Genomic DNA, 23,242 nt, shown 5'->3' on the forward strand with positions numbered 1-23,242 from the left:
CGCGCCGCGCCGCCGCCGCGCCGGCGCGCGGACTCAGGCCGGCGTCGCCGCGAAGCGGGCGTGCACGGTCGCCTCGAGCGTGATGTCCTCCGGCGCGAACGACAGGCCGTTCTCCGCCCCGCCGGCCGCGGCGGCCAGGCGCATCCCCGCGACCGGCTGCACGAACGTCGAGGTCATGCCGGCCTCGAGCAGGCCCGGGTCGGCGATGGCGAGCGGCACGACCCGGCCGAGGCCGAGCGAGGCGGCGTACGCCTCGGCCTTTCGCCGTGCGGACTCGACGGCGTCGCGCTGCACCCGGGTGCGGACCTCGTCGCGCGTGCGCTCGGTGAGCGCCCACTCGATGCCCCGGATGGAGACGAGGTCGGCGACCGCGAGCTCACCGGCCCAGTCGGCGAGGGCGCTGAAGTCCTGGAACTTCGCCTGGAGGTCGGTCGCCGTGGTGAACACGGGAGGCAGCACCTTGCCGTCCTTGTTCCACGGACGGTGCGTCGAGGTGCGCAGCTGGCCGCTCGCCCACCAGGTGATCGGCGCCGGCTCGGCCGCCGCCATGGCGCGGAGCGCATCGACCAGTCGCCCGTGCACCCGCGAAGCGGGCTCGAACGCGGCCTGCCGCTGGGGGCCCTGGGCGGCGACGGACAGTCGCAGCGTCGCCCGCTCCGCGGGGTGGTGGATCTCGCTCGTGCCGACGACGGTGATGTGCACTGGCTCGCTCATGATCGACACGCTAGCGGGAATGGCGCGTGGCATCCGCCTGTTGTAGTCTGAGAGGCCGCGCCGGCGAGAGCCGCGCGGCGTTGGAAACTCCACAGTGTGCGACGACGGCCCGCCGACGGATCCGAACAGATCCCGGCGACCCATGGGGATGATCGGTTTCGACATCGCCTGCGAGACCGCGAGAAGCGGGCCGAGGATGCAGGGTTATCTCGTGAACGCCCCCTGCGAACCAATAACTGCCAATAACAAGCAGTCCGACTTCGCCCTCGCTGCCTAAGCGAGTCCGATAGTCCGTCGGCCCGAGTCTGTTCCCGCCTCGGTCGCCGGCGTCATCTAGGGAACTTGCTGCGCGTCTCCGCCTGAGCGGCGCGCGGGACTTCATCGGGCTGGGCCCGTCGACTCAGATGCCTGTGTCAAGAGTCGGGGCCGAGTAGAGCGCTCCACAGGATGCGCCCGGAGAAGGCGTGGAATCCCAGCGATGGACGGGGGTTCAATTCCCCCCATCTCCACCATCGGTCGTCGTCGCACACTGCGGAATCTCCCTGTTCGGGCGGCCCCGTCGAACGGCGGATGCCTCGACCCGGCCGTTGCCGATTCGTTGCAACCGCGCGCCGTCGCGGAACGATAGGTTCCGACCATGACCCGTGACCCCCACGACGGTCGACGTGCCCCCGCCGTCGCCGCCCGGTTCGGCGGCGCGATCGCCGCCGCCGCGCTGCTCGCCTCCTGCACCGCACCCGCAACGCCCGAGGCCCGGCCGACCGACCTGCCCCGCCCCTCGGTCGCCACGAGCACGCCGACGCCGACCCCCGAACCCGAGCCCGCCGACCCGCTCGAGGCCGCCGTCGAACTGGTGCTCCGGCCCGAGCGGCTCGAACTGCTCGACGCCGAGGGCGCCGTCGTCGCCGACCTGTCGTACGACGCCGACGTCGCCGCGTTCATCGCGGCGCTCACGACCGCGCTCGCCGCCGCGCCGACCATCGAGGAGCACGACGGCAGCCTCGAGACATGGCCGACGACGGTGTACGCGTGGGAGGGCCTGCAGGTCGCCGACGATCACGAGGGCGCCGGGCCGATCGACCTGAACCTCGCCGTGCGGGTGACGACGCCCGTCGTCGGCGACGGACTGGCGGTGCGCACGGTGACGGGCTTCCAGCCGGGCGACGACGCCGAGGCGCTCGCCGCCGACCTCGGCGAACCCTGGACCGGCAGCGGATGGGACCAGGTTCGCGCCGAGACCGGGGCGCCGATCGGGCAGCAGTTGATCGCCGAGTACGAGAACGCCTACTCGGTGGCGGTGAACACGTGGCCGGTGGACGACGGCGACGGGTCGTGGCTGTACGCGCCGTGGAACTTCGGCGTCGGGCACGTGTGAGGCCGGGCATCGACGCTGACGCCCGACCGGCTCGTGGGCTCGGACCGTTCGTCAGTCGGTGGACGAGGTCTGGCAGTAGTCGCAGTCGGGCTCGTCGCAGTACCAGCCGCTGGCGTCGTACTCGTCCATGGTCGTGTTCCTCGCGCGTCGGAGTTCGCATGGCGACGGCTCGCGCCGTCGTCACTGGGGGAGGCGAGGGTGGAGGGGTGCTCCGATGTCGCGTGCCCGGGTGACGGGTCCAGGGGTGCGGCCTCGCTGCCGCCTGGCGCGGGGTGGGTGCGCCGGCCGGTGAGTGAGGTCACTCACCTCCGAGCAGGATGGCACGATCCGCGCGTGACCGCGTCTGGGTGAATCATCCAATCCCACGCATGGAATTTGCACCTTGTCCACTGTTCGGTCATCTCCGGAGGCGCTCGCTACGATCGACGCGTGGGATACACCGCCGCATCCGACCGCTACGACCGCATGGCCTACCGCCGTTCCGGGAGATCCGGGCTGCAGCTTCCGCTGCTCTCGCTCGGCCTCTGGCACAACTTCGGCGACGACCGCACGCTCGAGTCGCAACGCGCGATCGTGCGCCGCGCCTTCGACCGCGGGGTCACGCACTTCGACCTCGCGAACAACTACGGTCCGCCGTACGGCGCCGCCGAGGCGAACTTCGGGCGCCTCCTCGCCGACGACCTGGCGCCGTACCGCGACGAGCTCATCGTCTCGACGAAGGCCGGCTGGGACATGTGGCCCGGCCCGTACGGCGTCGGCGGCAGCCGCAAGTACCTGCTCGCGAGCCTCGACCGGTCGCTCGACCGCCTCGGGCTCGACTACGTCGACCTGTTCTACTCGCACCGGCCCGACCCCGACACCCCGTTGGAGGAGACCGCCGCGGCGCTCGACCATGCCGTCCGCTCGGGCAAGGCCCTCTACGTCGGCATCTCCTCGTACGGCGCCGAGGACGCCCGCGAGATGGCGCGTCTGCTGCGGGAGCTCGGCACGCCGCTGACCATCCACCAGCCGTCGTACTCGATGCTGAACCGATGGATCGAGACCGACGGCCTCCTCGACGCGGCCGGCGAGCTCGGGTTCGGCGTGATCGGCTTCACCGCGCTCGCGCAGGGCCTGCTCACGGGCAAGTACCTCGGCGGCGTGCCGGGAGACTCCCGCGCCGCGGCCGGGAAGTCGCTCGATGCGGACTCGGTGTCGGATGCCACGCGCGAGCACCTGCGCGCCCTCGACGCGATCGCGCGCGAGCGGGGTCAGTCGCTCGCGCAGCTCGCCCTCGCGTGGGCGCTCCGCGACGAGCGGGTGACGAGCCTCGTGATCGGCGCGAGCCGGGCCGAACAGCTCGACGAGAACCTCGACGCCCTCGCCCGGCTCGACCTCGACGACGACGAGCTCGACGCGATCGACGGGCACGCCGTCGACGGCGGGGTCGACCTCTGGGGCGAGGCCCGGCGCGGCGGCGGGCTGCCCGAGCTGAAGCCGTAGGTCGGCGACCGTCGGTCGGCGGCTGCGGTCTCCGTCACGTCCGGGCGTCGCCCTCGACCGCGGCTGCTCTGACGAGCTCCGCCGCGCGTGCGACGGCCGGGTGGGTCCGCATCGAGCGCTTGGTGCGCAGCATGATGCGGCGGCGAACCGCGGCATCCGACACCGTGATCGCCCGTACCTCGCCGGGCAGGCGGAACGCCCCGAGCCGGGGGAGCACCGTCACCCCCAGCCCCTGCGCGACGAAGTCGAACGCGGTCGCGTAGTCGGGTGCGGCGAGGCGGAAGCGCGGGGAGTAGCCCGCGGCGAGGCATCCGCTCATCACGATCTCGCGGCAGGGGCCGCGCGCGTGGTCGTTGTCGATCCACGGCTCGTCGCGGAGCCCGGCCAGGGCGACCGCCGACCGCCCCGCGAGGGGATGGTCGGCGGCCACGACCGCGACGTAGTCCTCGGTGCGGAGGTGCTCGAGGTCGTAGCCGTCGACGGCGCCCTCGGCGACGGCGGGGTCGCGGTCGCCGGGGATCGACTCGGCGATGTAGAGCTCGAGGTCGGGGTCGACGGCGTACCGGCCGCGCAGCTCGATGAGGTCCACCTCGACGCGCAGGTCGGGGAAGTCGTCGGCGAGGGCGCCGAACACGCCGGGCATCCAGGCGCGATTGGCCGACGAGAAGCAGCCGACGCGGATGGTGCCGCTGCGGCCGGCGCGCAGGTCGCCGGCGAGCCCGTCGAAGTCGGCGAGCTGGTCGAGCACGCGGGTCGCGCGGTCGGCGACGACGAGGCCGGCCGCGGTCGGGCGGATGCCCCGCCCCGCGCGCTCCATGAGCACGAGTCCGGTCTCGCGCTGGAGGGCGCTCACGTGCTGGCTGACCGCCGAGGGGGTGTATCCGAGGTGCTCGGCGGCGCCGTTGATGGAGCCGGCGTGCACGACCGCGCGGAACACCCGGAGGCGCTGGGGATCGACCATGGGGCGACTGTACAGCGAGACTGAATGATCCGAAAGGATCATTCGCTTGTCTTGAATCCATCGCGCCGCGAGGCTGGGACCATGCCACGTCGCACCGCCCAGCCGCAGGCCGCCCCCGCACCCACCGCCCTCGACGCATCCGCCGCGCCCGCGCCGACGCCGACGCTCGCGGGTGAGCGGGTCGCGCCCGACTGGCGGGTGCTCGCCGCGACCGCCGTCGTGCTCGTGCTGTGGGCGTCGGCGTTCATCGCGATCCGCGGCATCGGCGACCACCTCTCACCGGGGTCGATCGCCCTCGGCCGGCAGCTCGTCGGATCGATCGCGCTCATCGCGATCGCGGCCTGGCGGCGACCCCCGCTGCCGCGAGGCCGCGGGCTCGTCCTCGTCATCGTGTACGGCGTCATCTGGTTCGCCGGTTACACCCTCGTGCTCAACGTCGCCGAGCGGCACCTCGACGCCGGCACCACGGCCATGCTCGTGAACGTCGCGCCGCTCATCGTCGCCCTCGTCGCCGGCATCGCGTTCAAGGAGGGCTTCCCGCGCCCGCTCATGATCGGCCTCGGCGTCGGCTTCACCGGCGTCGTGATCATCGCGCTCGGCGGGGCCGGCGCCCACGGCGACCTGTTCGGCATCGTGCTCGGCCTCGTCGCGGCCGTGCTCTACGCGAGCGGGCTGCTCGTGCAGAAGGTCGCGCTGAAGACGACCGACGCGCTGAGCGCCACCTGGGTCGGTTGCGTCGTCGGGGCGGTCGCGCTCCTCCCGTTCCTGCCGCAGCTCGTCACCGAGGTCGGCACCGCCCCGACGGCCGCGGTCGCGGCGACGGTCTACCTCGGCCTCTTCCCGACCGCGGTGGCGTTCCTGCTCTGGGCGTGGGTGCTCCAGCGCAGCACCGCCGGCGCGACCGCGTCGGCCACGCTCGCCGTGCCCGCGATCGCGGTGCTGCTGTCGTGGCTGCTGCTCGGCGAGCTGCCGACGATCGCCGCCCTCGTCGGCGGGGCGCTCTGCCTCGTCGGCGTGGCGTGGAGCCGGCGGCGCTGAGGGCTGCGCCGGGTCGCGGCGCCGGGGCGGATCAGCGCAGCACGTCGAGCACGCGGTCGTGCAGCAGCCCGTTCGTCGCGAGCGAGCTGCCGTGGCCCGGCCCGGGCTCGCCGGTGATCGACGTGAAGCGGCCGCCCGCCTCCTCGATCACGGGGATGAGCGCGGCGAGGTCGTAGACCTTCACGTCGAACTCGCCGACGATCTCGAGCAGCCCCTCGGCGAGCAGCATGTACGACCACGCGTCGCCGTAGGCGCGGTCGCGCCACACCTGGTCGGCCATGGCGAGCAGGCGATCGCGGTAGCCCGCGTCGCGCCACTGGGCGAGGCTCTGGAAGCTGAGCGAGGCGTCGGCCAGGTCGCCCACCTGCGACACCGCGATACGGCGCGGCGCGATGGATGCCTCGCTCGTCGTGCCCGGGGCATCCGTCGTCCAGGCGCCCGCACCGCGGGACGCCCACCAGCGGCGGCCGAGCGCCGGCATCGCGACCACGCCGACCACCGGCACGCCGTCGATCGCGAGCGCGATGAGCGTCGCCCACACGGGCACGCCGCGCAGGAAGTTCGCGGTGCCGTCGATCGGGTCGATGATCCACTGCCGGGTCGAATCGCCCTCGGTGCCGAACTCCTCGCCGATCACCCCGTCGTCGGGGCGCTCGGCCGCCAGTCGGTCGCGCAGCGCCCGCTCCACGGCGAGGTCGGCCTCGGTCACGGGCGTGCGGTCGGGCTTCGTGCGCACGTCGAGGTCGACGGCGCGGAACCGCGCCAGCGAGATCGAGTCGGCGAGGTCGGCGAGCTCGAGCGCGAAGGCGAGGTCGTCGGCGAAGGCGTCGGGAGCGGCATCCGTGGTCACGACTTCAGGGTATCGGCGGGCCCGCCGGCGAGCCGCCGTCTGGCCTTCCGGCGGGCGCGCGACGCTCCCTCCGTTGGGCGGGAAGGCCCATCGGATGGCCCGACTCGCCGAACCCGACCCTCGATTGGCGCGGATCCGATTCCCCTGATAGTCTCGTCTCTCGGTTCGGGTTGTGAGAAACAGCCGGAAACACGCACCTCTAGCTCAATCGGCAGAGCAACTGACTCTTAATCAGTGGGTTCAGGGTTCAAGTCCCTGGGGGTGCACCACAGAACGGCCCCGGCGCGATGCGCCGGGGCCGTTTCGCATCTCCGACGACGCGATGGCGACGAGCACGGGTGGGTATCCGCCGCCGCCGATGATGAGCAATCCCTACTCAGGTCACGGCGCGGCCGCATCGGTAGCTTCGCCACCATGAACATCGAAACGTCTGCGCCGGCACGGCGCCGGGTGAAGACCTCGACGTACGTCGTCTGGGGAGTCGTCCTGCTCGCGACGCTGGTCGTCGTGATCGGCCTGCTCGCCGGCGGCGACGCATCCGCGATCTTCCAGGGCATCGAGAACGCGTTCGACAGCCGCCAGGGCCGGCGGTTCTGAGGGGGATGACGATGACGAGCATCGAGGTCAAGGGCGCGAACGGCGAGCGGCTGCTCTTCGACGGCGCCACGGTGGCGAAGTTCCGGCACGACGGCATGCAGGAGGTCTCACGGAACCCCGTGTCGACCTACCGCGAGATCCGCGTGTCGCACAAGCCGGGCAAGCGCGGCAAGCCCGACACGTACGAGGTGCTGCTCGCGATGTCGGCGTTCATGTCGCTGACCGTCGACGACTCGCAGAAGCCGCAGCTCGACGAGCTCGTCGCGGCACTCGACGCCACCAAGGCGTGAGGATGCCCCGCTCCGCGCCTCACCAGAGGGCGAACGGGTCGATCCCGACCAGCAGCAGCCCTTCGTAGCCGAAGCCGACGAACGTGTAGAGCGCGAGCATCGTGCCGAGCATCGTCTCGCGGTACGAGCCGGTGTCGCCGACGAGGGGCAGCGCGACGTAGCCGTTGCGCATCCACAGGTGGCGCAGCACGGGCAGTTCGTCGACGAGGTCGGGCGGGCGTGGCACCCACGGCCAGAGCAGGCCCGGCAGGCCGCCGGTCGTGAGGAAGTCGCCGGCGAGGTGCGCGAGGAACCCGACGGTGACGGCGAGCGGGAACCAGGCGATCTGCTCGGGGGCGGCGAGCACGATGAACGCGCCGAGCAGCGCGCCGACCAGCCACGCCATGGGCCAGGTGCGGACGAAGTCGCGGGCCTTCACCCCGAAGGCGGTGAGCGCCGCCGTGCCGACCCCGGCGCCGATCGCGATGGTGTCGAGTCCCTCGACGGGCATCCGGATGAACGTGAGCCCCCACGCGGCCGCCGCGACGATCGCGACCGCGACGGGGGAGTGCGCGCCGTGGCGGTGGCCGCCGCTGAGCTCGCCGATCGCGCCGGTGGCGAGCTTGCCGAGCACGGGCACCGACTGCGCGATCGTCGCGCTGTGGTGGTCGGCGTCCGGCAGGAGCGCCGCGCCGGCGCACACGGCCGCGCCGGCGAGCACGCCGACCGGGTCGAGCGGGTAGGCGCCGACCGCGACGACGGGCATCGCGCTGGTGACGGCGAACCAGGCGGCGGCGCCGCTGGTGGCATGGGTGATGCCCATCATGGCGGTGGGGAGCCTCTCGTAGGGGAGGAGGCCAGTCTGCCGGAGCCCGACGACATGGCTCGGCGGCCCGGGGCATCCGCCCGAGGCATCCCGCGCGGCCGGGTCAGTCGTCGAACCCGCGCGCGACGAGCGCGTCGCCGAGGTGCTCCGCCGTGCGCAGCGCGCGGACGATCACCGGCACCGCGAGCGCGCGCACCGACCCCTCGGCGCCGCGCGCGCGGCGCGCCTCGAGCACCTCGTGCACGATCTCCGCGAGGAGCGGCACGCACCGGATCGCGAGCGCGAGCGCGAGCCCGACCCGGTCGGCGTCGATCCACCGCCGGAACGGCCGGAGCAGCACCTGCATCGCGTCGAGCGTCTCGGTGACGGGCGTGGTCAGCGTGTAGAGCGCCGCGAGCGCGACGGCGAGCACGAGCCGCACCGCCATCGTCGCCGCCGGCTCCCATCCGTTCACGAACACCTGCACCGGTACGGCGAAGGCGAGCACCCAGAGGATGGGCGACACCTGACTCCAGACGAGCCGGAACGGCACGCGGGCGACGGCGAACAGCAGGAGCGTCAGCGCGGATGCCCCGCCCAGCGCCCACGGCGACGACCACAGCGAGACCGTCGTCACGAGCACCGCGAGCACGCCGAGCTTCACCAGCGCGGGCGCGCGGTGCAGCAGCGAGGTGCCGGGGTGGTGGACGCCGATCATGCCGGGGTCATCCGATCAGGGCCCGGTAGGCGCCGAGCGCCCGATCGGGCACATCGTCGGCGACCACGCGGCCGGCCTCCATGACGATCACCCGGTCGAAGTCCTCGACGAGGTCGAGGTGGTGGGTCACGAGCACGAGTTGCTGCGACAGCGACGCGAAGTGCTCGGCCACGAGCCGCGCGTTGCGGGCGTCGAGGAGGGTCGTCGGCTCGTCGGCGACGACGATCGACGGCTCGGCGACGAGGACCGCCGCGAGCGCCAGGAGCTGCTTCTGCCCGCCCGACAGGCGGTGCGCGGGCCGGTCGGCGAGGTCGGTCAGTCCGAATCGGTCGAGCGCGGCGTCGACGCGGGCCGAGGCATCCGCCGCGGGCAGCCGGTGCCGGCGCAGGGTGAACGCGACGTCCTCGCGGACCGTGGGCATGACGATCTGCGTGTCGGCGTTCGTGAACACGAACCCGACGCTGCGTCGCGCGCGGCGGCCGTCGCGCGCGACGTCGACGCCGTCGACGGTGACGCGGCCGGAGGTCGGCGTCACGAGCCCGTTGATCATCCGCGCGAGGGTCGACTTGCCCGAGCCGTTCGCGCCGACGATGCCGACGCGGTGCTCGGCGAGCACGAGCGACACCTCGTCGACCACGCGCCCCGCGCCGAAGTCCTGGCTCACCCGGTCGAAGACGATCTTGCTCATGCCACCCGCTCCACGATCATCGCGACGCCCTGTCCGCCGCCGATCGAACAGGCGGCGAGTCCCGGGCGGGCGTCATCGGCCCGGGACATCCGTGCGAGGAGCCGCACCAGCAGCACCGCGCCCGACGCACCCCACGGGTGCCCCAGCGCGATCGCGCCGCCGTCGGCGCTGATGAGTGCCTCGTCGAGGCCGAGCTCGTCGCTGACGGCGAGCACCTGCGCGGCGAACGCCTCGGTGATCTCGACGGCGCCGAGGTCGGCGGCGGTCATGCCGGCGCGGTCGAGGGCGCGCCGGGCGGCCCAGGCGGCGCCGAGGCCGGGCAGCGCGGGATCGCCCGCCGCGACGGCGGCCGCGCGCACCCGCAATGCAGGCAGGCCGAGCCCCTCGGCCGCCTCGAGCGTGGTCACGGCCATCGCGGCCGCGCCGTCGGAGAACCCGCAGGAGTTGCCGGCGGTCACCGTCGGGGTGCCCGAGGCTCCCGCTCTGCCCGGGCGATCCGGCTCGTCGCCGTTCCCGAACACCGGGGCGAACCGTGCGAGGCGCGCGAGGTCCATGGCCGCGCGCGGCCGGTCGTCGCGGACCACGCCGTCGACGGCGACGAGCTCGCGGTCGAAGGTGCCCGCGGCCTGCGCGGCCGCCGCCAGGCGGTGCGAGCGCGCTGCCCAGTCGTCCTGCCGGTCGCGCGTGATGCCGCGGACGACGGCGAGCCGCTCGGCGGCCGGGCCCATGTCGGGGTCGGGGAACCCGTCGGGTGCGAACGGCGCGCGGGCGTAGGCGAGGCCGCTGTCGCGCCAGGTGCGGTGCGGAGCGGTCGACGCCGACTCCGCGCCGCCGGCGAGCACCAGCCGGGCATCGCCCGCGCGCACGCGGGCGGCGGCCTGGAGCACCGCGTCGAGGCCCGAGCCGCACTGCCGGTCGACCGTGACGCCCGGCACCTCCGGGCCGAGGCCGGCGCGGAGCGCGGCGACCCGGGCGAGGTCGCCGCCCGGCCCCATGCAGTTGCCGAGCACGACGTCGTCCACCGGGAGCCCGGCGCCGGCGACCTCGCGCGCGACCGCGGCGAGCACCGGTGCCGCGAGCGCGTCGACGGGATGGGCGGCGAAGCCGCGGCCCGCGGTCGCGATCGGCGTGCGGCGCGCGGCGACGAGCACCGCCGGCCCCGTCATGCGCGCACCCCGGCAGGCGGGCCCGCGATCGGATGCCCCGCTCCCAAAGACCCGTCGGCGATCGCCGCCCGGAGCACGCCGCGCGCGACCTTGCCCGCGTCGGTGCGGGGGAGCGCCGCGGCGAACCAGCGGCGCGGGACCAGGGCCGGTTCGAGCGAGGCGCGCGCGGCCGTGATCACGGCCGCGAGGCCGTCTACGGTGCCGTCCAGCTCCACGACCGCCACGATGCGCTCGCCGAGCAGGTCGTGCGGCTCGCCGAGCACCGCGGCGGCCGCGACGCCGGGCAGCCCGCGCAGGCGCGCCTCCAGGTCCTCGGCGATGACCGTGCAGCCCGCGGTCGTGATCGCCGCGTCGCCCCGGCCGAGGATGCGGATCGCGCCGGACGGCCGGATCTCGGCGAGGTCGCCGACCGTGGCGAAGCCGTCGGCATCGCGGCGGAGCATCCCGCCGCCGATGACGCCCAGCGCGAGGTACGGCGACCGAGCCCACACCTCGAGCCCGGTCGGAGCGGGCCGCAGGTCGAGCTCGACGCCGGGGAAGGGCACGAGGTCGTCGCCGTCGCCGACCGCGACGAACGAGAGCTCGGCGGCGCCGTAGTACTCCACGAGGCGGATGCCCCGGGCTTCGGCCGTGCGGCGCTCGACGTCGCCCAGCACCGCGCCGGCGACGACGGCGGTCGCCGGGACCGACGCGCCGTCGAGGAGGCGGGCGAGGCGGGTCGGCGTGGCGTGGACGACGGTGGCGTCGTCGAGCCGGTCGACGACCGTCGCCCCGGCCCAGAGGGCGTGCAGCGCGGCGTACAGGTGCATCGAGACGTGCAGCGGGCCGGTGACCGCGACCCGGTCGCCGGCGCCGACGCCCGCGAGCTCGGCGAGCGGCTCGGCCGAGGCGAGCCAGGAGGCCTCGGTGCGGGCGACCGCGCGCGGCGTCGCGGAGGCGTCGGTCGATCCCGAGGTCAGCAGCGCGAGTGCGGTGCCCTCCGGCAGCGCGGGCGCGAGGTGCCGTGCCTGCGCATCGGTGCCGCCGACGAGCACCGGACGACCGCGTTCGAGGCAGGTGAGCACCACGGTGATCGCGGTGACCGGATCGGTGCCGGCCGGCACCGCGACCGGTACGGCCCCGTCGCCGGCTGGCAGCCGGGCCGCGGAGACCGCGCGGGCGAGGTCGCGCGTGCGCACGACGTCACCGCCGAACGCGAGCGCGACGGCGTCGCGCGGACCCCGCAGCCAGTCGCTCACGCGGACTCGGCCGCCGCGACGGAGCGCTTCGTCCACGGCCACGTCTTCGGCTCGATGAGGCCGGGCCAGGCGCGGTGCACGCCCTTCGCGACGAACACGGTGATGACGACCTTGATCGCGTCGCCGGGCAGGTACAGGAGCGCGCCGACGGCCGCGGCCTCGAGCGGAATGCCCGCGATGGCGGCGACGAACGGGATGCCGAACAGGTACACGACCCCGATGCCGCCGATCGCCGTCCAGCCGAGCGCGGGCAGGACTCGGTAGCGGGGGAGCAGGCGTGCGGTCGCCCAGCCGATGACGGCGGCGCCGGCGACCCAGCCGATGAGGTACCCGACCGACGGGCCGACGAACACGGCAAGGCCGCCCCGGCCACCCGACAGCAGCGGCAGGCCGGCGGCGACGAGGGCGAGGAGCAGCAGCACCGAGAGCGCGCCCTTCCGAGCGCCGAGGATCGCGCCCGCGAGCATGACGCCGAGCGTCTGCAGTGTGATCGGCACGGTGTTGCCGAGGGGGTAGAGCGCGCCCGGCAGTCCGAGCGCCGCGATCAGCGCGGCGAAGACGGCGATCTGGGCGAGGTCGCGGGCGGTGGTGCGGGTGCGAGACCGGGGCACGGCGGTGGTGCTGGCGACGGACATGGCGGTTCCCCTCGTGGACGATGTCGGGGCGATGCGCCCCGATCCATCACGCTAGGAATCGCGGGACCGGCTCGGAGGCCGAACCCGTACAAGAAACCGGTGCCGAATTTGGAACGGCGGGGCTCAGGCGGCGGCGCGGACCTCGACGGCGTCGGCGTGCTCGGCGTCGGATGCGGCTGCGTCGGATGCCTCGGCGGCGACCTGCTCGTCGGCCTCGGCCGTGACGGGCGACATCGGGTCGGCCCAGACGACCAGCGGTGCCGGCTCCCAGGTGAGGGCCAGCGGCTCCTCGGCGGCGTCGACGACGACGGCGACGTTGTCGCGTTCGTCGAGGATCGCCCGGGTGAGCTCGGCGGCGATCTGGTGGGTGAGCATCGCGTGGAAGATGCGGTCGGTGTCGCCGTCGGAGCGGCGTACGACGGACCAACCGCCGCCCGGGCCGATGAACTGGGCCAGGCGGGCGTTCACGAGCTCGAAGAGCTGCTCGCCGCGCAGGTCGGCGGCGGTCTTGCGGGGCGCGGGGGCGGCGACGTGCGCCGCAGCCTGTGCGGCGAGTCGGGCGCGGCGCCAGCGGCGGAACATCGTCGCTCCTCTCGGTCGCGGGGTAGGGTGCCCCCAGTCTGTCGCGACCGTCGCGCGGTCCGCCAATCGACACGCCGCGCCGGCCCGAGTGGGCGCGCGGGCGGGTCGAGGCGCTACTTCTCGAGCTGTTCGCGCGTCTCCTCGGCGACGGTGCCGATCGCGATGGCGAGGCTGGCGAGCCACGACACCCACATGAGCGCGAGGCGCCAGTCGCGCGGGCCGGCCGCGGTCGCCCGCACCACGCCGATGCCGCTGAAGAGGGCTCCGAGGACGGCACCGCTGAAGAGGTACTTGCGCATGCCGCCACGCTATCGCGAGGGGCAGGGCGGCGGGCAAGGACTTGCGCGGCGGCGCCGGGACTGGCAAGGCGGTGCGTGCGCGCTGGGAGGGCGCCGTGAATCCGACCGATCGGTCAGGACCTGACCGATCGGTCAATTACCGTCGAGGCATGCCCTCCGACCCCCAGACCACCACCGCACGCCTGCGCGCCGGGGAGGAGCTCCGCCTCGCCGCCCTCGAGGAGTTCGCCGCCGTCGGCTTCGGGGCGACGTCGCTCCAGCACGTCGCCGACCGCGCCGGGTACGCGAAGTCGAGCGTGCTGTACCACTACGGCTCGAAGGAGGCGCTGCTCGAGGCGGCGATCACCCCGGGCGTGGCCGACTTCGAAGCCCTCGTCGACGGCTACCTCGCGCGCACCGACGACGCCCGCCGGTTCGAGCTCGTCGAGCAGGTCGTCGACCTGCTGCTCGCCCACCGGCTGGCCGTGCACGTGTTCCTGATCCAAGGGCAGGCCCTCCACGACCTGCCGATCATCGCCCGCGCCGACGCCGCCGTCCGGCGGCTCGCCGCCGCGATCTGCGACGAACGGGAGTCCGCCGCCGATGGACGCGAGCGCCTCGACGACGAGATCCGGTTCGGCATGGCCCTCGGCGGCGCCGCCTTCCTGCTCACCGCCGGGCGGTCGTACGTCGACCCCGACCGGGTGCCCGACGACGCCCAGCTGCGCAGCGCGCTCCTGTCGGCCATGGCCGACCTCCTCCTCCCCGCCGACCGCCGCCCCGGCACGGGCCGCACCACCACCCACTGAGAGGCATCCGTGGCACTCCTCCTCCACCGCATCGGCCGCTTCGCCTTCCGCCGCGCCTGGCTCGTCATCGGCGCCTGGGCCGTGGCGCTCGGCGCCTTCCTCGGCGCCGGCATCGGCCTCGGCGGCCAGCTCCAGGACTCGTTCGCGATCCCCGGCACCGAATCGCAGCAGGCCATCGACCAGCTCGCCGCGGTGTTCCCGCAGACCGCCGGCGCCTCGGCGAAGGCCGTGGTGCAGGCCCCCGACGGGGCATCCGTCGAGACCGGGGCGGCGCGCACCGCCATCGACGCGATCGAGGCCGAGCTCGAGCAGGTCGACGGCGTGGTCTCCGTGCTCGGGCCCTTCGACGAGTACGCGGGCGACCAGGTCTCCGACGACGCCCGCACCGCGTACATCCAGGTGCAGTTCGACGGGCAGACCTCCGACGTGTCGCAGGCGTCGAAGGACGCGGTGATCGCCACGGGCGCCATCGCCGAGGACGCGGGGCTCGACGTCGCCTTCGGCGGCGAGGTGTTCCAGGAGACGGCGTTCGGCCTCACCGTCACCGAACTCCTCGGCGTCGCGTTCGCGGGCGTCGTGCTGGTCATCACGTTCGGATCGCTGCTCGCGGCCGGGATGCCCCTGCTCACCGCCCTCGTCGGCGTCGGCCTGACGTACGGCGGCATCATGATCGTCGCGGCCGCCGCGCCCGTCTCGAGCACGGCGCCGATGCTCGCCGTCATGATCGGCCTCGCGGTCGGCATCGACTACGCGCTGTTCATCCTCTCGAGGCACCGCACCCAGCTCGCCCGCGGCGCCGACCCAGGCGACAGCGCGGCCGAGGCGGTCGCGACCGCCGGCGGCGCGGTCGTCTTCGCCGGCGTCACCGTCATCATCGCCCTCCTCGGCCTGCTCGTCGTCGGCATCCCGTTCCTCAGCGTCATGGGCGTCGCCGCGGCGTTCGCCGTGCTCGTCGCCGTGCTCGGCGCCGTCACGCTCCTGCCGGCCCTCCTCGGGGTGCTCGGGCGACGACTCGTGCCGAAGCCCGGGTCCCGCGCGCACCGCCGCGCGAACGCCGACGACGACGGCGGCCGGCGCACGCTCGGCCGTCGCTGGGTCGACCTCGTGCTGAAGGCCCCGGCCGTCTTCCTCGTGGTCGTCGTGGGCCTGCTCGGCGCCGCCGCCATCCCGGCCGCGAGCCTCGACCTCAACCTGCCGAGCGGCGCGACCGCGACGCCGGGCTCCGAGGAGCGCGAGGCGTACGACCTCATCGCCGAGGGCTTCGGCCCCGGCGCGAACGGCCCGCTCATCGTCACCGTCGACATCACGCAGACGACCGACATCTTCACCGACCTCGACGCGATCGGCGCCCGCCTCGCGAAGCTCGACGGGGTCGCCTACGTCGGGCAGGGCCTGCCGAACGAGACCGCCGACACCGCGATCATCCAGGTGATCCCCGAGAGCGGCCCGAACGACCCGGAGACGAAGCGCATCGTCGAGGAGATCCGGGCGCTCGAGCCCTCGATCGCCGACGACCTCGGCACGCCCATCGCCGTGACGGGCTACACCGCCGTCTCGATCGACATCTCGAACCGGCTGAACGACGCGCTCATCCCGTTCGCGCTCATCGTCGTCGGGCTCTCGGTGGTGCTGCTGCTCATCGTGTTCCGCTCGGTCTTCGTGCCGGTGAAGGCCGCGCTCGGGTTCCTGCTCTCCGCGTTCGGCGCGATCGGCGTCACCGTCGCCGTGTTCCAGTGGGGCTGGTTCGCCGACCTGCTGCACCTCGAGCCCGGGCCGATCCTGAGCTTCCTGCCGATCCTGCTGATGGCGGTGCTGTTCGGCCTCGCCATGGACTACGAGGTGTTCCTCGTCTCGGGCATGCGCGAGGAGTTCGTGAAGACGAGGGAGCCGCGGCGCTCCGTCGTGCACGGGTTCCAGCACGCGGCCCGCGTGGTGACGGCCGCCGCGCTCATCATGTTCTTCGTTTTCTTCGCCTTCGTGCCCGAGGGCTCCGGCCCGATCAAGGGCATCGCGTTCGCGCTCGCCGTGGGCGTCGCGTTCGACGCGTTCCTCGTGCGCATGACGCTCGTGCCGGCCGCGATGGCGCTCGCCGGGAAGGCGGCGTGGTGGCTGCCGCGATGGCTCGCGCGCATCCTGCCCGACGTCGACATCGAGGGCGAGGGCCTGCGCGCCCACCTCGCGCAGGCCGAGTGGGCGGCCGTCCGCCCTGCCGGCGTGCGCGCCGAGGGCGCCGTGTTCGGCCTGCCCGAGCGGCCGCTCGGCCCGATCGACGTCGAGGTGCCCCGCGGCGGCGTGCTGCTCGTCGAGGGCGACCAGGTCGACCGGCGCATCGTCGCCGCCACGCTCGCCGGGCGCCTGCAGCCCGTCGCCGGCCGGCTGGCCGTCGTCGGCGAGCCGCTGCCGACCGCCGCCGACCGGATCCTCCGCCGCGTCGCGATCGCCGAGGTGAACGGCGGCTCCGGCGTCGCCGGCAGCGTCGGCGAGCTGGTGACGGGTCACGTCGACGCGACGCGGCCCTGGTACCGCCTCGCCGGCTCCCGTCGTGCCGTCGAGGGCTGGGTCTCGCGCGCCGCGCTCGCCGCGGCGGCCGACGCCGACGCCCCCGCCGCTGCGGCCCCCGCGTTCGTCGCGGACACCCCGATCACCGCACTCGGCGCCGTCGACCGGGCCCTGGTCGCCCTCGCGGCGGCCCTCGCCGAGCGGCCCGACGCCGTCGTCGTCGACCTCGACGACACCGGCGCCGACGCCGACCGCTTCTGGGTTGGCGCGGGCCGGCTCGTGCCGCAGGGCGTCACCGTGATCGCCGGCGTCGAGCCCGGGGCATCCGCCGCCGGCTTCGAGGAGCTGGGCGTCCGCCGCATCCGCCCCGCCGCAGCCGACCCGGCCGCGCTGCCCGCACCATCCGACCACGCGCACGGCCGTGCGCACGCCCACGCCCGCACCGACGCCCACGCCCTCGAGGAGGCCACCCGATGAGCACCCGACTCCAAGCCCTGCTCGGGGCGACCGCGAAGCAACGCCGCGTCCGTGCCGGCGCGCTGCTCGCCGCCGTCATCGCCGTGCCGCTCGCGGTCGCCGGGCTCGTCTCGGGCGCGCTCGGCGGCGCCGACGACCGGCTCGAATCCATCCCGGCGATCGTCGTCAACGACGACGAGATGGTGACCTCGACCCTGCCCGACGGCACCGAGCAGCCCGTGCTCGCCGGCCGCCTGCTCGTGACCGAGCTCACCGGCGACGGCGCGACCGGGTTCGACTGGACCATCTCGAACGACGAGGAGGCGGCCGCGAAGCTCGCCTCCGGCGAGGCGTACGCGGTGCTGACGATCCCGTCGGACTTCTCGTCGTCGATCACGTCGATCTCGGGGAGGCCCCCACCCAGGCGCAGCTGTCGATCCGTACCGACGACGCGCACGGCTACCTCGCGGGGTCGGTCGCGCAGTCCGTCGGCGACGCGATGACCTCGGCGTTCGGCCGCGAGATCACGGCGCAGTACCTCGAGGGCTTCTACGCGAACCTCGCCGGACTCGGCGGCTCGCTCGGCGATGCCGCCGACGGCGCGGCCCAGCTCTCCAGCGGCGTCGGGCAGCTCGCGAGCGGCCTCGGCGAGCTGTCCGGCGGCGTCGGGCAGGCGGCCTCCGGCGCGTCGGATGCCGCGACCGGCGCCGGCGCCTACGCGGCCGGCGTCCACCAGTACGCCGCCGGCGTCGATTCCTACACGAGCGGCGTCGACGGCATCGCGTCGGGCCTCGGGCAGCTGAGTACCGGCGCCGCCGGGCTCGACGGCATCTCGGACGCCTGGGACCAGTACACCGACGGCATCACCGCGGGCGTCGACCAGGTGGAGCAGTACGTCGGTCCCGCAGCCGACACGCTCGACGCGTGGATCGCCGCGAACCCCGACCTCGTCGCGCAGTTCCCCGAGATCTCCGACGCGGCCGCCCAGGTCGCCGAGGTCCGGTCGCAGCTCGGACAGCTCTCCACGGGCGGGCAGGCGCTCGCCGCGGCATCCCGCTCGGCCATCGACCAGACCCAGGGCGGCATCGACGGCCTCGCGGGCGGCGCGGCGCAGCTCGCGGCCGGCTCGGCCGGGCTCCGTAGCGGCGCGGCCGACCTCGCGACGGGCGCCGACGGCCTGGCCGGCGGCGTCGGCGAGCTGGCGGGCGGCCTCGGGCAGCTCGCGTCCGGCGCATCGGATGCCTCGACCGGCGCGACGCAGCTCGCGGGCGGCGCGGGCGAGCTGGCGGCGGGCCTCGGCTCGGGCGCCGAGCAGGCGTCGGCCCTCACCGACCTCGACGCCGCGAGGACCGCCGAGGTCGTCGCCGAACCGGTCGTCGTCGACACCGCGCGCGACCACGAGATCGGCTCCCTCGGCGAGGTCATCGGCATGCTGTTCGCCCCGATCGGGCTGTGGATCGGCGCCCTCGCGATGTTCCTCGCGTTCCGCCCGTTCGGACGGGAGGCGCTGCGCAGCACCGCCTCGACCGGCGGGCTCGTGTGGCGCACGCTCGCCCGCGCGGGCCTCATCGCCCTCGCCCAGGCGGTCGCGATCGTGGCGCTGCTGCACGCGGCCATGGGCGCGTCGGGGTCGCTCCTGCCGCAGACGCTCGCGTTCTCGGCACTGCTCGCGCTCGTGTTCACGGCCGTGCACGCGTTCCTCACCGTCTGGCTGGGCCGCGCCGGCGCGATCGTGTCGATCGTGCTCGTCGCGCTGCAGATCACCGTCACCGGCGGCCTGGTCCCCGTCGAGGTGCTGAGCGGTCCGTTCCAGGTGCTCAGTCGACTGCTGCCGCTGACGTGGGCAGTGCAGGGCATGCAGGGCATCGTCGCCGGCTCGGGCGCGGCGTCCATCGCCGGGGCGGCGGGCGTGCTCGCGGTGTTCGGGCTCGCCGGCGTGCTCCTGACCGGCCTCGTGGTCGGCCGGAGGCGGGGCATCCGCTCGATCGGGTTCGCCGCGGCCGCGCTCGGCTGAGCGACACGACCGCCGGGCGCGCGTAGCGGTACCGGCCGCCGGCGTCCACCCCGGACGCCGGCGGAGCGGTGACGATACCCTGAGGGGGAACCGCAGGAGGAAGACGCCGCATGACGAAGGCCCCCGGATCCCATCAGCCCGATCGCGCCGCCGCGTACGACATGGTCGTCGTGTCGAACCGGCTCCCGGTCGACTACGAGGAGGGCGAGGGCGGCGAGACCAGGTGGAAGTCCTCCCCGGGCGGACTGGTCACCGCGCTCGAGCCCGTGATGCGCGCCGCCGACGGCGCCTGGGTGGGCTGGGCCGGCGTCGCCGACCGCGAGTTCGAGCCGTTCGAGAACGACGGCATCGAGATCATCCCGGTGCCGCTGTCGGCGCAGGAGCTCGAGGACTACTACGAGGGCTTCTCGAACGACACGCTCTGGCCGCTGTACCACGACGTCATCGCGCCGCCGTCGTTCCACCGCGAATGGTGGGACGCGTACGTGCGTGTCAACCGCCGCTTCGCCGAGGCCGCGGCGCGGGCCGCCGCCGAGGGCGCCGTCGTCTGGGTGCAGGACTACCAGCTCCAGCTCGTGCCCCGGATGCTCCGCGAGCAGCGGCCCGACCTCGTCATCGGGTTCTTCAACCACATCCCGTTCCCCGCGTACGGCATCTACTCGCAGCTGCCCTGGCGGCGCCAGGTCATCGACGGCCTGCTCGGCGCCGACGTCATCGGGTTCCAGCGCGCCGCCGACGCCGGCAACTTCGGCCGGGCCGTGCGACGCCTGTTCGGCTACACGACGCGCGGCAGCATCATCGAGGTGCCCGACGGCCTCGGCGGCGTCCGCCGCGTCGTCGCCCGCCACTTCCCGATCTCGATCGACGCGGCCGGCTTCGAGGAGCTCGCCCGCCGCCCGGAGATCCAGGCGCGCGCCCGCGAGATCCGCGAGAGCCTCGGCAATCCGCGCACGGTGATGCTCGGCGTCGACCGCCTCGACTACACCAAGGGCATCCGGCATCGCATGAAGGCGTTCGGCGAGCTGCTCCGCGACGGCCGCATCGCGATCGAGGATGCCACGCTCGTGCAGGTCGCGAGCCCGTCGCGGGAGCGCGTCGAGACGTACCGGCAGCTGCGCGACGAGATCGAGCTGACGGTGGGGCGCCTGAACGGCGACCACTCGACCCTCGGCCACCAGGCCATCGCCTACCTGCACCACGGCTACCCGCGCGAGGAGATGGTGGCGCTGTACCTCGCCGCCGACATCATGCTCGTCACCGCGCTCCGCGACGGCATGAACCTCGTCGCGAAGGAGTACGTGGCCTGCCGGTTCGACCTCGACGGGGTGCTGCTGCTCAGCGAGTTCACCGGCGCGTCCGACGAGCTCCGCCAGGCCGTGCTCGTGAACCCGCACGACATCGAGGGACTGAAGGACGCGATCGTGGAGGCGATCGAGATGCCGCCGCGCGAGCGGGCCCGGCGCATGCGATCACTGCGCAAGCGCGTGATCGAGAACGACGTGGCGAACTGGTCGGCCACCTTCCTCGAGACGCTCACCGGCACCGGCACGATCGCGGCGGGCATCCCCGAGGGCCTCGACCAAGAGCTCGGGGAGGTCGCCGACGCCGAACGGCTGCTCATCGCCCTCGACTTCGACGGCACGCTCGCGCCGCTCGTCGACCGCCCGGAGGACGCCCGCGCCACCGACCGGGCGCGCGCCGCCATGGAGCAGCTCGCGGCGCTGCCCGACACCCGCGTCGCGATCGTGTCGGGACGCGCGCTCGAGAGCCTCGGCGAGGTGGCCGCTCCCCACGACGGCATGCTCCTGTCGGGGTCGCACGGCGTCGAGCTCCAGCTCGATGCGGGCGTGGTCACCATCGACCTCCGCGATGCGGAGCTGGCGGCGCTCTCGCGGCTCACCGACCTGGTCGAGCAGGTCGCGGCGGAGGCCCCGGGTGCCTGGGTCGAGCACAAGCCGGCCGGGGTCGCCCTGCACACCCGCCGGCTCACCCCGAACGCCGGCGTCGCGCTGCAGCAGTCGGCGCGCGAGCGCGTCGTGGAGGCCATCCCCGGCATCACCGTGCGCTCCGGGAAGTCGGTGATCGAGTTCGCCGTGCGCTCGAGCGACAAGGGGGAGTCGCTGATCCGGCTCCGCCAGCACGTGGGCGCCTCGTCGGTGATCTACCTCGGCGACGACGTCACCGACGAGGACGCGTTCGCGGTGCTCGAGGGCACCGACGTCGGCGTGAAGGTGGGCTCGGGCAAGTCGCTCGCCGCGCACCGCGTGCGCAGCCCCGCGGAGGTCGCGGAGCTGCTCGAGCGGCTGGTCGAGCTGCGCTCCGCCGCGCGCCGGGGACCCTCGCGCTGGACATAGACTCGTCTGCATGTCCCAGCCTGATTGGAAGCCGCGTAGCCGCGTCGTCACCGATGGAATCGAAGCCACCACCAGCCGCGGAATGCTCCGCGCCGTCGGCATGGGGGACGCGGACTGGGACAAGCCGCAGGTCGGCATCGCGAGCTCGTGGAACGAGATCACCCCGTGCAACCTCTCGCTCGGCCGCCTCGCGCAGGCCGCGAAGGAGGGCGTGCACTCCGGCGGCGGATACCCGCTGCAGTTCGGCACCGTCTCCGTCTCCGACGGCATCTCGATGGGCCACGAGGGCATGCACTTCTCCCTCGTCTCCCGTGAGGTGATCGCCGACTCGGTCGAGGTCGTCATGCAGGCCGAGCGCCTCGACGGCTCGGTGCTGCTCGCCGGCTGCGACAAGTCGATCCCCGGCATGCTCATGGCCGCCGCGCGGCTCGACCTCTCGAGCGTCTTCCTCTACGCCGGCTCGATCGCCCCCGGCTGGGTGCGCCTCTCCGACGGCACCGAGAAGGACATCACGATCATCGACTCCTTCGAGGCGGTCGGCGCGGTCAAGGCCGGCACGATGAGCCTGGAGGACGCGCACCGCATCGAGTGCGCGTTCGCCCCGGGCGAGGGCGCCTGCGGCGGCATGTACACGGCCAACACCATGGCCTCGGTCGCCGAGGCGCTCGGCCTCTCGCTGCCGGGCTCGGCGTCGCCGGCCTCGGCCGACCGCCGCCGCGACTACTACGCGCACCGCTCCGGCGAGGCCGTCGTGAACCTGCTGAAGCAGGGCATCACCGCCCGCCAGATCCTCACCAAGGAGGCGTTCGAGAACGCCATCGCCGTCGGCATGGCGCTCGGCGGCTCGACGAACATCGTGCTCCACCTCCTCGCCATCGCGCGCGAGGCCGAGGTCGAGCTCACCCTCGACGACTTCAACCGCATCGGCTCGAAGGTGCCGCACATCGGCGACCTGAAGCCGTTCGGCAAGTACGTCATGAACGACGTCGACCGCCGCGGCGGGGTGCCGGTGCTCATGAAGGCGCTGCTCGACGCCGGCCTGCTGCACGGCGACGTGCTCACGGTCACCGGCAAGACGATGCGCGAGAACCTCGAGGAGCTGAACCTCCCGCCGCTCGACGGCGAGGTGCTGCACACGCTCGACGACCCGATCCACGAGACCGGCGGCCTGACGATCCTGCACGGCTCGCTCGCGCCGGAGGGCGCGGTCGTGAAGACCGCCGGCTTCGACGCCGCGGTCTTCGAGGGCCCGGCCCGCGTCTTCGAGCGCGAGCGCGCGGCGATGGACGCGCTGACCGAGGGCGAGATCAAGCACGGCGACGTGGTCGTCATCCGCTACGAGGGCCCCAAGGGCGGTCCCGGCATGCGCGAGATGCTGGCGATCACCGCCGCCATCAAGGGCGCTGGGCTCGGCAAAGATGTACTACTCTTGACGGACGGTCGATTCTCAGGCGGCACAACCGGCCTGTGCATCGGCCATCTGGCACCCGAGGCGGTGGACGCAGGTCCGATCGCCCTCGTGCGCGATGGTGATCTGATTCGGGTCGATATCGCGGCTCGTTCCATCGACCTACTGGTCGACGAAGCCGAGCTCGCGGCCCGCCGTGAAGGCTGGGCACCGCTTCCTCCGCGCTACACCCGAGGCGTCCTCGCGAAGTACTCGAAGCTCGTGCGCTCTGCCGCCGAAGGCGCGACGACGGGCTGAGCACTGCGC

The 23,242-nt window shown here is 73.9% G+C and carries 22 protein-coding genes, 1 tRNA gene and 1 other RNA gene; 13 read left to right on the forward strand and 11 right to left on the reverse strand.

Features of this window, described 5'->3' with window-relative positions:
- Nucleotides 1–33: 33 nt before the first annotated feature.
- On the reverse strand, nt 34–714 hold the full coding sequence (locus tag ACGGZK_RS11480) for an SIMPL domain-containing protein (protein WP_395242792.1): 681 nt from the start codon (nt 712–714) through the stop codon (nt 34–36).
- 144 nt (nt 715–858) lie between these two features.
- Between ACGGZK_RS11480 and ssrA the strand changes: the two genes are divergently transcribed.
- The 3 genes from ssrA (at nt 859) to mgrA (ending at nt 3,571) form a co-directional block, all read left to right on the forward strand.
- Nucleotides 859–1,226: a transfer-messenger RNA gene (ssrA, locus tag ACGGZK_RS11485) on the forward strand.
- 125 nt (nt 1,227–1,351) lie between these two features.
- The gene (locus tag ACGGZK_RS11490) at nt 1,352–2,089 is read left to right on the forward strand and encodes a hypothetical protein (RefSeq protein WP_395242793.1); all 738 of its coding nucleotides are present in this window, start codon (nt 1,352–1,354) and stop codon (nt 2,087–2,089) included.
- A gap of 429 nt (nt 2,090–2,518) precedes the next feature.
- Nucleotides 2,519–3,571 (forward strand): L-glyceraldehyde 3-phosphate reductase, encoded by a 1,053-nt coding sequence (mgrA, locus tag ACGGZK_RS11495; protein ID WP_395242794.1) that lies wholly within the window; start codon nt 2,519–2,521, stop codon nt 3,569–3,571.
- 34 nt (nt 3,572–3,605) lie between these two features.
- On the opposite strand, the gene ACGGZK_RS11500 is transcribed toward mgrA, so the two are convergent.
- Nucleotides 3,606–4,532 (reverse strand): LysR family transcriptional regulator, encoded by a 927-nt coding sequence (locus ACGGZK_RS11500; RefSeq protein WP_395242795.1) that lies wholly within the window; start codon nt 4,530–4,532, stop codon nt 3,606–3,608.
- Nucleotides 4,533–4,613: 81 nt separating this feature from the next.
- Between ACGGZK_RS11500 and ACGGZK_RS11505 the strand changes: the two genes are divergently transcribed.
- On the forward strand, nt 4,614–5,570 hold the full coding sequence (locus ACGGZK_RS11505) for a DMT family transporter (RefSeq protein WP_395242796.1): 957 nt from the start codon (nt 4,614–4,616) through the stop codon (nt 5,568–5,570).
- Between the two features lie 31 nt (nt 5,571–5,601).
- Here the strand turns inward: ACGGZK_RS11505 and hisN are convergent, their stop codons facing one another.
- Nucleotides 5,602–6,420, reverse strand: a complete 819-nt coding sequence (gene hisN / locus ACGGZK_RS11510; protein WP_395242797.1) for a histidinol-phosphatase — start codon at nt 6,418–6,420, stop codon at nt 5,602–5,604.
- Nucleotides 6,421–6,613: 193 nt separating this feature from the next.
- On the opposite strand from hisN, the gene ACGGZK_RS11515 reads away from it, so the two are divergent.
- From ACGGZK_RS11515 to ACGGZK_RS11525, 3 genes are all read left to right on the forward strand, one after another.
- Nucleotides 6,614–6,689 (forward strand) — tRNA-Lys (locus tag ACGGZK_RS11515).
- Nucleotides 6,690–6,834: 145 nt separating this feature from the next.
- Nucleotides 6,835–7,017 (forward strand): hypothetical protein, encoded by a 183-nt coding sequence (locus ACGGZK_RS11520; RefSeq protein ID WP_395242798.1) that lies wholly within the window; start codon nt 6,835–6,837, stop codon nt 7,015–7,017.
- Nucleotides 7,018–7,028: 11 nt separating this feature from the next.
- Nucleotides 7,029–7,307 (forward strand): hypothetical protein, encoded by a 279-nt coding sequence (locus ACGGZK_RS11525; protein ID WP_395242799.1) that lies wholly within the window; start codon nt 7,029–7,031, stop codon nt 7,305–7,307.
- A gap of 19 nt (nt 7,308–7,326) precedes the next feature.
- Here ACGGZK_RS11525 and ACGGZK_RS11530 read toward each other — a convergent pair whose 3' ends face one another.
- The 8 genes from ACGGZK_RS11530 to ACGGZK_RS11565 all read right to left on the reverse strand — a co-directional run bounded on the left by ACGGZK_RS11530 (nt 7,327) and on the right by ACGGZK_RS11565 (nt 13,417).
- Nucleotides 7,327–8,112: a metal-dependent hydrolase gene (locus ACGGZK_RS11530; protein WP_395242800.1), complete on the reverse strand. Its 786-nt coding sequence runs from the start codon at nt 8,110–8,112 to the stop codon at nt 7,327–7,329.
- Nucleotides 8,113–8,215: 103 nt separating this feature from the next.
- A complete protein-coding gene (locus tag ACGGZK_RS11535) occupies nt 8,216–8,809 on the reverse strand; it encodes an energy-coupling factor transporter transmembrane component T family protein (protein WP_395242801.1) in 594 nt (197 codons plus the stop codon).
- A gap of 7 nt (nt 8,810–8,816) precedes the next feature.
- On the reverse strand, nt 8,817–9,497 hold the full coding sequence (locus tag ACGGZK_RS11540) for an energy-coupling factor ABC transporter ATP-binding protein (protein WP_395242802.1): 681 nt from the start codon (nt 9,495–9,497) through the stop codon (nt 8,817–8,819).
- On the reverse strand, nt 9,494–10,663 hold the full coding sequence (locus ACGGZK_RS11545) for a thiolase family protein (protein WP_395242803.1): 1,170 nt from the start codon (nt 10,661–10,663) through the stop codon (nt 9,494–9,496). Before ACGGZK_RS11545 ends, ACGGZK_RS11540 begins: the two co-directional genes overlap by 4 nt.
- Nucleotides 10,660–11,937 carry a class I adenylate-forming enzyme family protein gene (locus tag ACGGZK_RS11550; protein ID WP_395242804.1) on the reverse strand — a complete coding sequence of 426 codons (1,278 nt, stop codon included), beginning with the start codon at nt 11,935–11,937 and terminating at the stop codon, nt 10,660–10,662. Before ACGGZK_RS11550 ends, ACGGZK_RS11545 begins: the two co-directional genes overlap by 4 nt.
- Nucleotides 11,898–12,536 carry a biotin transporter BioY gene (locus ACGGZK_RS11555; protein WP_395242805.1) on the reverse strand — a complete coding sequence of 213 codons (639 nt, stop codon included), beginning with the start codon at nt 12,534–12,536 and terminating at the stop codon, nt 11,898–11,900. Before ACGGZK_RS11555 ends, ACGGZK_RS11550 begins: the two co-directional genes overlap by 40 nt.
- A 123-nt stretch (nt 12,537–12,659) precedes the next feature.
- Nucleotides 12,660–13,118: a hypothetical protein gene (locus ACGGZK_RS11560; RefSeq protein ID WP_395242806.1), complete on the reverse strand. Its 459-nt coding sequence runs from the start codon at nt 13,116–13,118 to the stop codon at nt 12,660–12,662.
- 113 nt (nt 13,119–13,231) lie between these two features.
- Complete coding sequence (locus ACGGZK_RS11565; RefSeq protein ID WP_395242807.1) at nt 13,232–13,417, reverse strand: hypothetical protein; 186 nt, start codon at nt 13,415–13,417, stop codon at nt 13,232–13,234.
- A 149-nt stretch (nt 13,418–13,566) separates the two neighbouring features.
- Here ACGGZK_RS11565 and ACGGZK_RS11570 point away from each other — a divergent pair, with 149 nt between their 5' ends.
- The 6 genes from ACGGZK_RS11570 (at nt 13,567) to ilvD (ending at nt 23,233) form a co-directional block, all read left to right on the forward strand.
- On the forward strand, nt 13,567–14,205 hold the full coding sequence (locus tag ACGGZK_RS11570; RefSeq protein ID WP_395242808.1) for a TetR/AcrR family transcriptional regulator: 639 nt from the start codon (nt 13,567–13,569) through the stop codon (nt 14,203–14,205).
- Nucleotides 14,206–14,214: 9 nt separating this feature from the next.
- Nucleotides 14,215–17,181, forward strand: coding sequence for an MMPL family transporter (locus ACGGZK_RS11575; RefSeq protein WP_395242809.1), 2,967 nt, complete (start codon nt 14,215–14,217; stop codon nt 17,179–17,181).
- The gene (locus ACGGZK_RS11580; RefSeq protein WP_395242810.1) at nt 17,178–17,663 is read left to right on the forward strand and encodes a YhgE/Pip domain-containing protein; all 486 of its coding nucleotides are present in this window, start codon (nt 17,178–17,180) and stop codon (nt 17,661–17,663) included. The genes ACGGZK_RS11575 and ACGGZK_RS11580 overlap by 4 nt, the downstream gene beginning before the upstream one ends.
- Entirely contained in the window at nt 17,660–19,174 is a 1,515-nt protein-coding gene (locus ACGGZK_RS11585; RefSeq protein ID WP_395242811.1) for a YhgE/Pip family protein, read from the forward strand. The genes ACGGZK_RS11580 and ACGGZK_RS11585 overlap by 4 nt, the downstream gene beginning before the upstream one ends.
- A 110-nt stretch (nt 19,175–19,284) precedes the next feature.
- Nucleotides 19,285–21,528, forward strand: a complete 2,244-nt coding sequence (locus ACGGZK_RS11590; protein WP_395242812.1) for a bifunctional alpha,alpha-trehalose-phosphate synthase (UDP-forming)/trehalose-phosphatase — start codon at nt 19,285–19,287, stop codon at nt 21,526–21,528.
- 10 nt (nt 21,529–21,538) lie between these two features.
- A complete protein-coding gene (gene ilvD / locus ACGGZK_RS11595) occupies nt 21,539–23,233 on the forward strand; it encodes a dihydroxy-acid dehydratase (RefSeq protein ID WP_395242813.1) in 1,695 nt (564 codons plus the stop codon).
- Nucleotides 23,234–23,242: the final 9 nt, after the last annotated feature.

Origin of the sequence: Agromyces sp. MMS24-K17 (genome assembly GCF_043950245.1) — a bacterium.
Lineage (GTDB): Bacteria > Actinomycetota > Actinomycetes > Actinomycetales > Microbacteriaceae > Agromyces.

Coding starts and splice junctions, on each gene's coding strand:
- ACGGZK_RS11480 (WP_395242792.1), bottom strand. CDS start 714: ATGAGCGAGCCAGTGCACATCACCGTCGTCGGCACGAGCGAGATCCAC.
- ACGGZK_RS11490 (WP_395242793.1), top strand. CDS start 1,352: ATGACCCGTGACCCCCACGACGGTCGACGTGCCCCCGCCGTCGCCGCC.
- ACGGZK_RS11500 (WP_395242795.1), bottom strand. CDS start 4,532: ATGGTCGATCCCCAGCGCCTCCGGGTGTTCCGCGCGGTCGTGCACGCC.
- ACGGZK_RS11505 (WP_395242796.1), top strand. CDS start 4,614: ATGCCACGTCGCACCGCCCAGCCGCAGGCCGCCCCCGCACCCACCGCC.
- ACGGZK_RS11520 (WP_395242798.1), top strand. CDS start 6,835: ATGAACATCGAAACGTCTGCGCCGGCACGGCGCCGGGTGAAGACCTCG.
- ACGGZK_RS11525 (WP_395242799.1), top strand. CDS start 7,029: ATGACGAGCATCGAGGTCAAGGGCGCGAACGGCGAGCGGCTGCTCTTC.
- ACGGZK_RS11530 (WP_395242800.1), bottom strand. CDS start 8,112: ATGATGGGCATCACCCATGCCACCAGCGGCGCCGCCGCCTGGTTCGCC.
- ACGGZK_RS11535 (WP_395242801.1), bottom strand. CDS start 8,809: ATGATCGGCGTCCACCACCCCGGCACCTCGCTGCTGCACCGCGCGCCC.
- ACGGZK_RS11540 (WP_395242802.1), bottom strand. CDS start 9,497: ATGAGCAAGATCGTCTTCGACCGGGTGAGCCAGGACTTCGGCGCGGGG.
- ACGGZK_RS11545 (WP_395242803.1), bottom strand. CDS start 10,663: ATGACGGGGCCGGCGGTGCTCGTCGCCGCGCGCCGCACGCCGATCGCG.
- ACGGZK_RS11555 (WP_395242805.1), bottom strand. CDS start 12,536: ATGTCCGTCGCCAGCACCACCGCCGTGCCCCGGTCTCGCACCCGCACC.
- ACGGZK_RS11560 (WP_395242806.1), bottom strand. CDS start 13,118: ATGTTCCGCCGCTGGCGCCGCGCCCGACTCGCCGCACAGGCTGCGGCG.
- ACGGZK_RS11565 (WP_395242807.1), bottom strand. CDS start 13,417: ATGCGCAAGTACCTCTTCAGCGGTGCCGTCCTCGGAGCCCTCTTCAGC.
- ACGGZK_RS11570 (WP_395242808.1), top strand. CDS start 13,567: ATGCCCTCCGACCCCCAGACCACCACCGCACGCCTGCGCGCCGGGGAG.
- ACGGZK_RS11580 (WP_395242810.1), top strand. CDS start 17,178: ATGAGCACCCGACTCCAAGCCCTGCTCGGGGCGACCGCGAAGCAACGC.
- ACGGZK_RS11585 (WP_395242811.1), top strand. CDS start 17,660: ATGACCTCGGCGTTCGGCCGCGAGATCACGGCGCAGTACCTCGAGGGC.
- ACGGZK_RS11590 (WP_395242812.1), top strand. CDS start 19,285: ATGACGAAGGCCCCCGGATCCCATCAGCCCGATCGCGCCGCCGCGTAC.
- ilvD (WP_395242813.1), top strand. CDS start 21,539: ATGTCCCAGCCTGATTGGAAGCCGCGTAGCCGCGTCGTCACCGATGGA.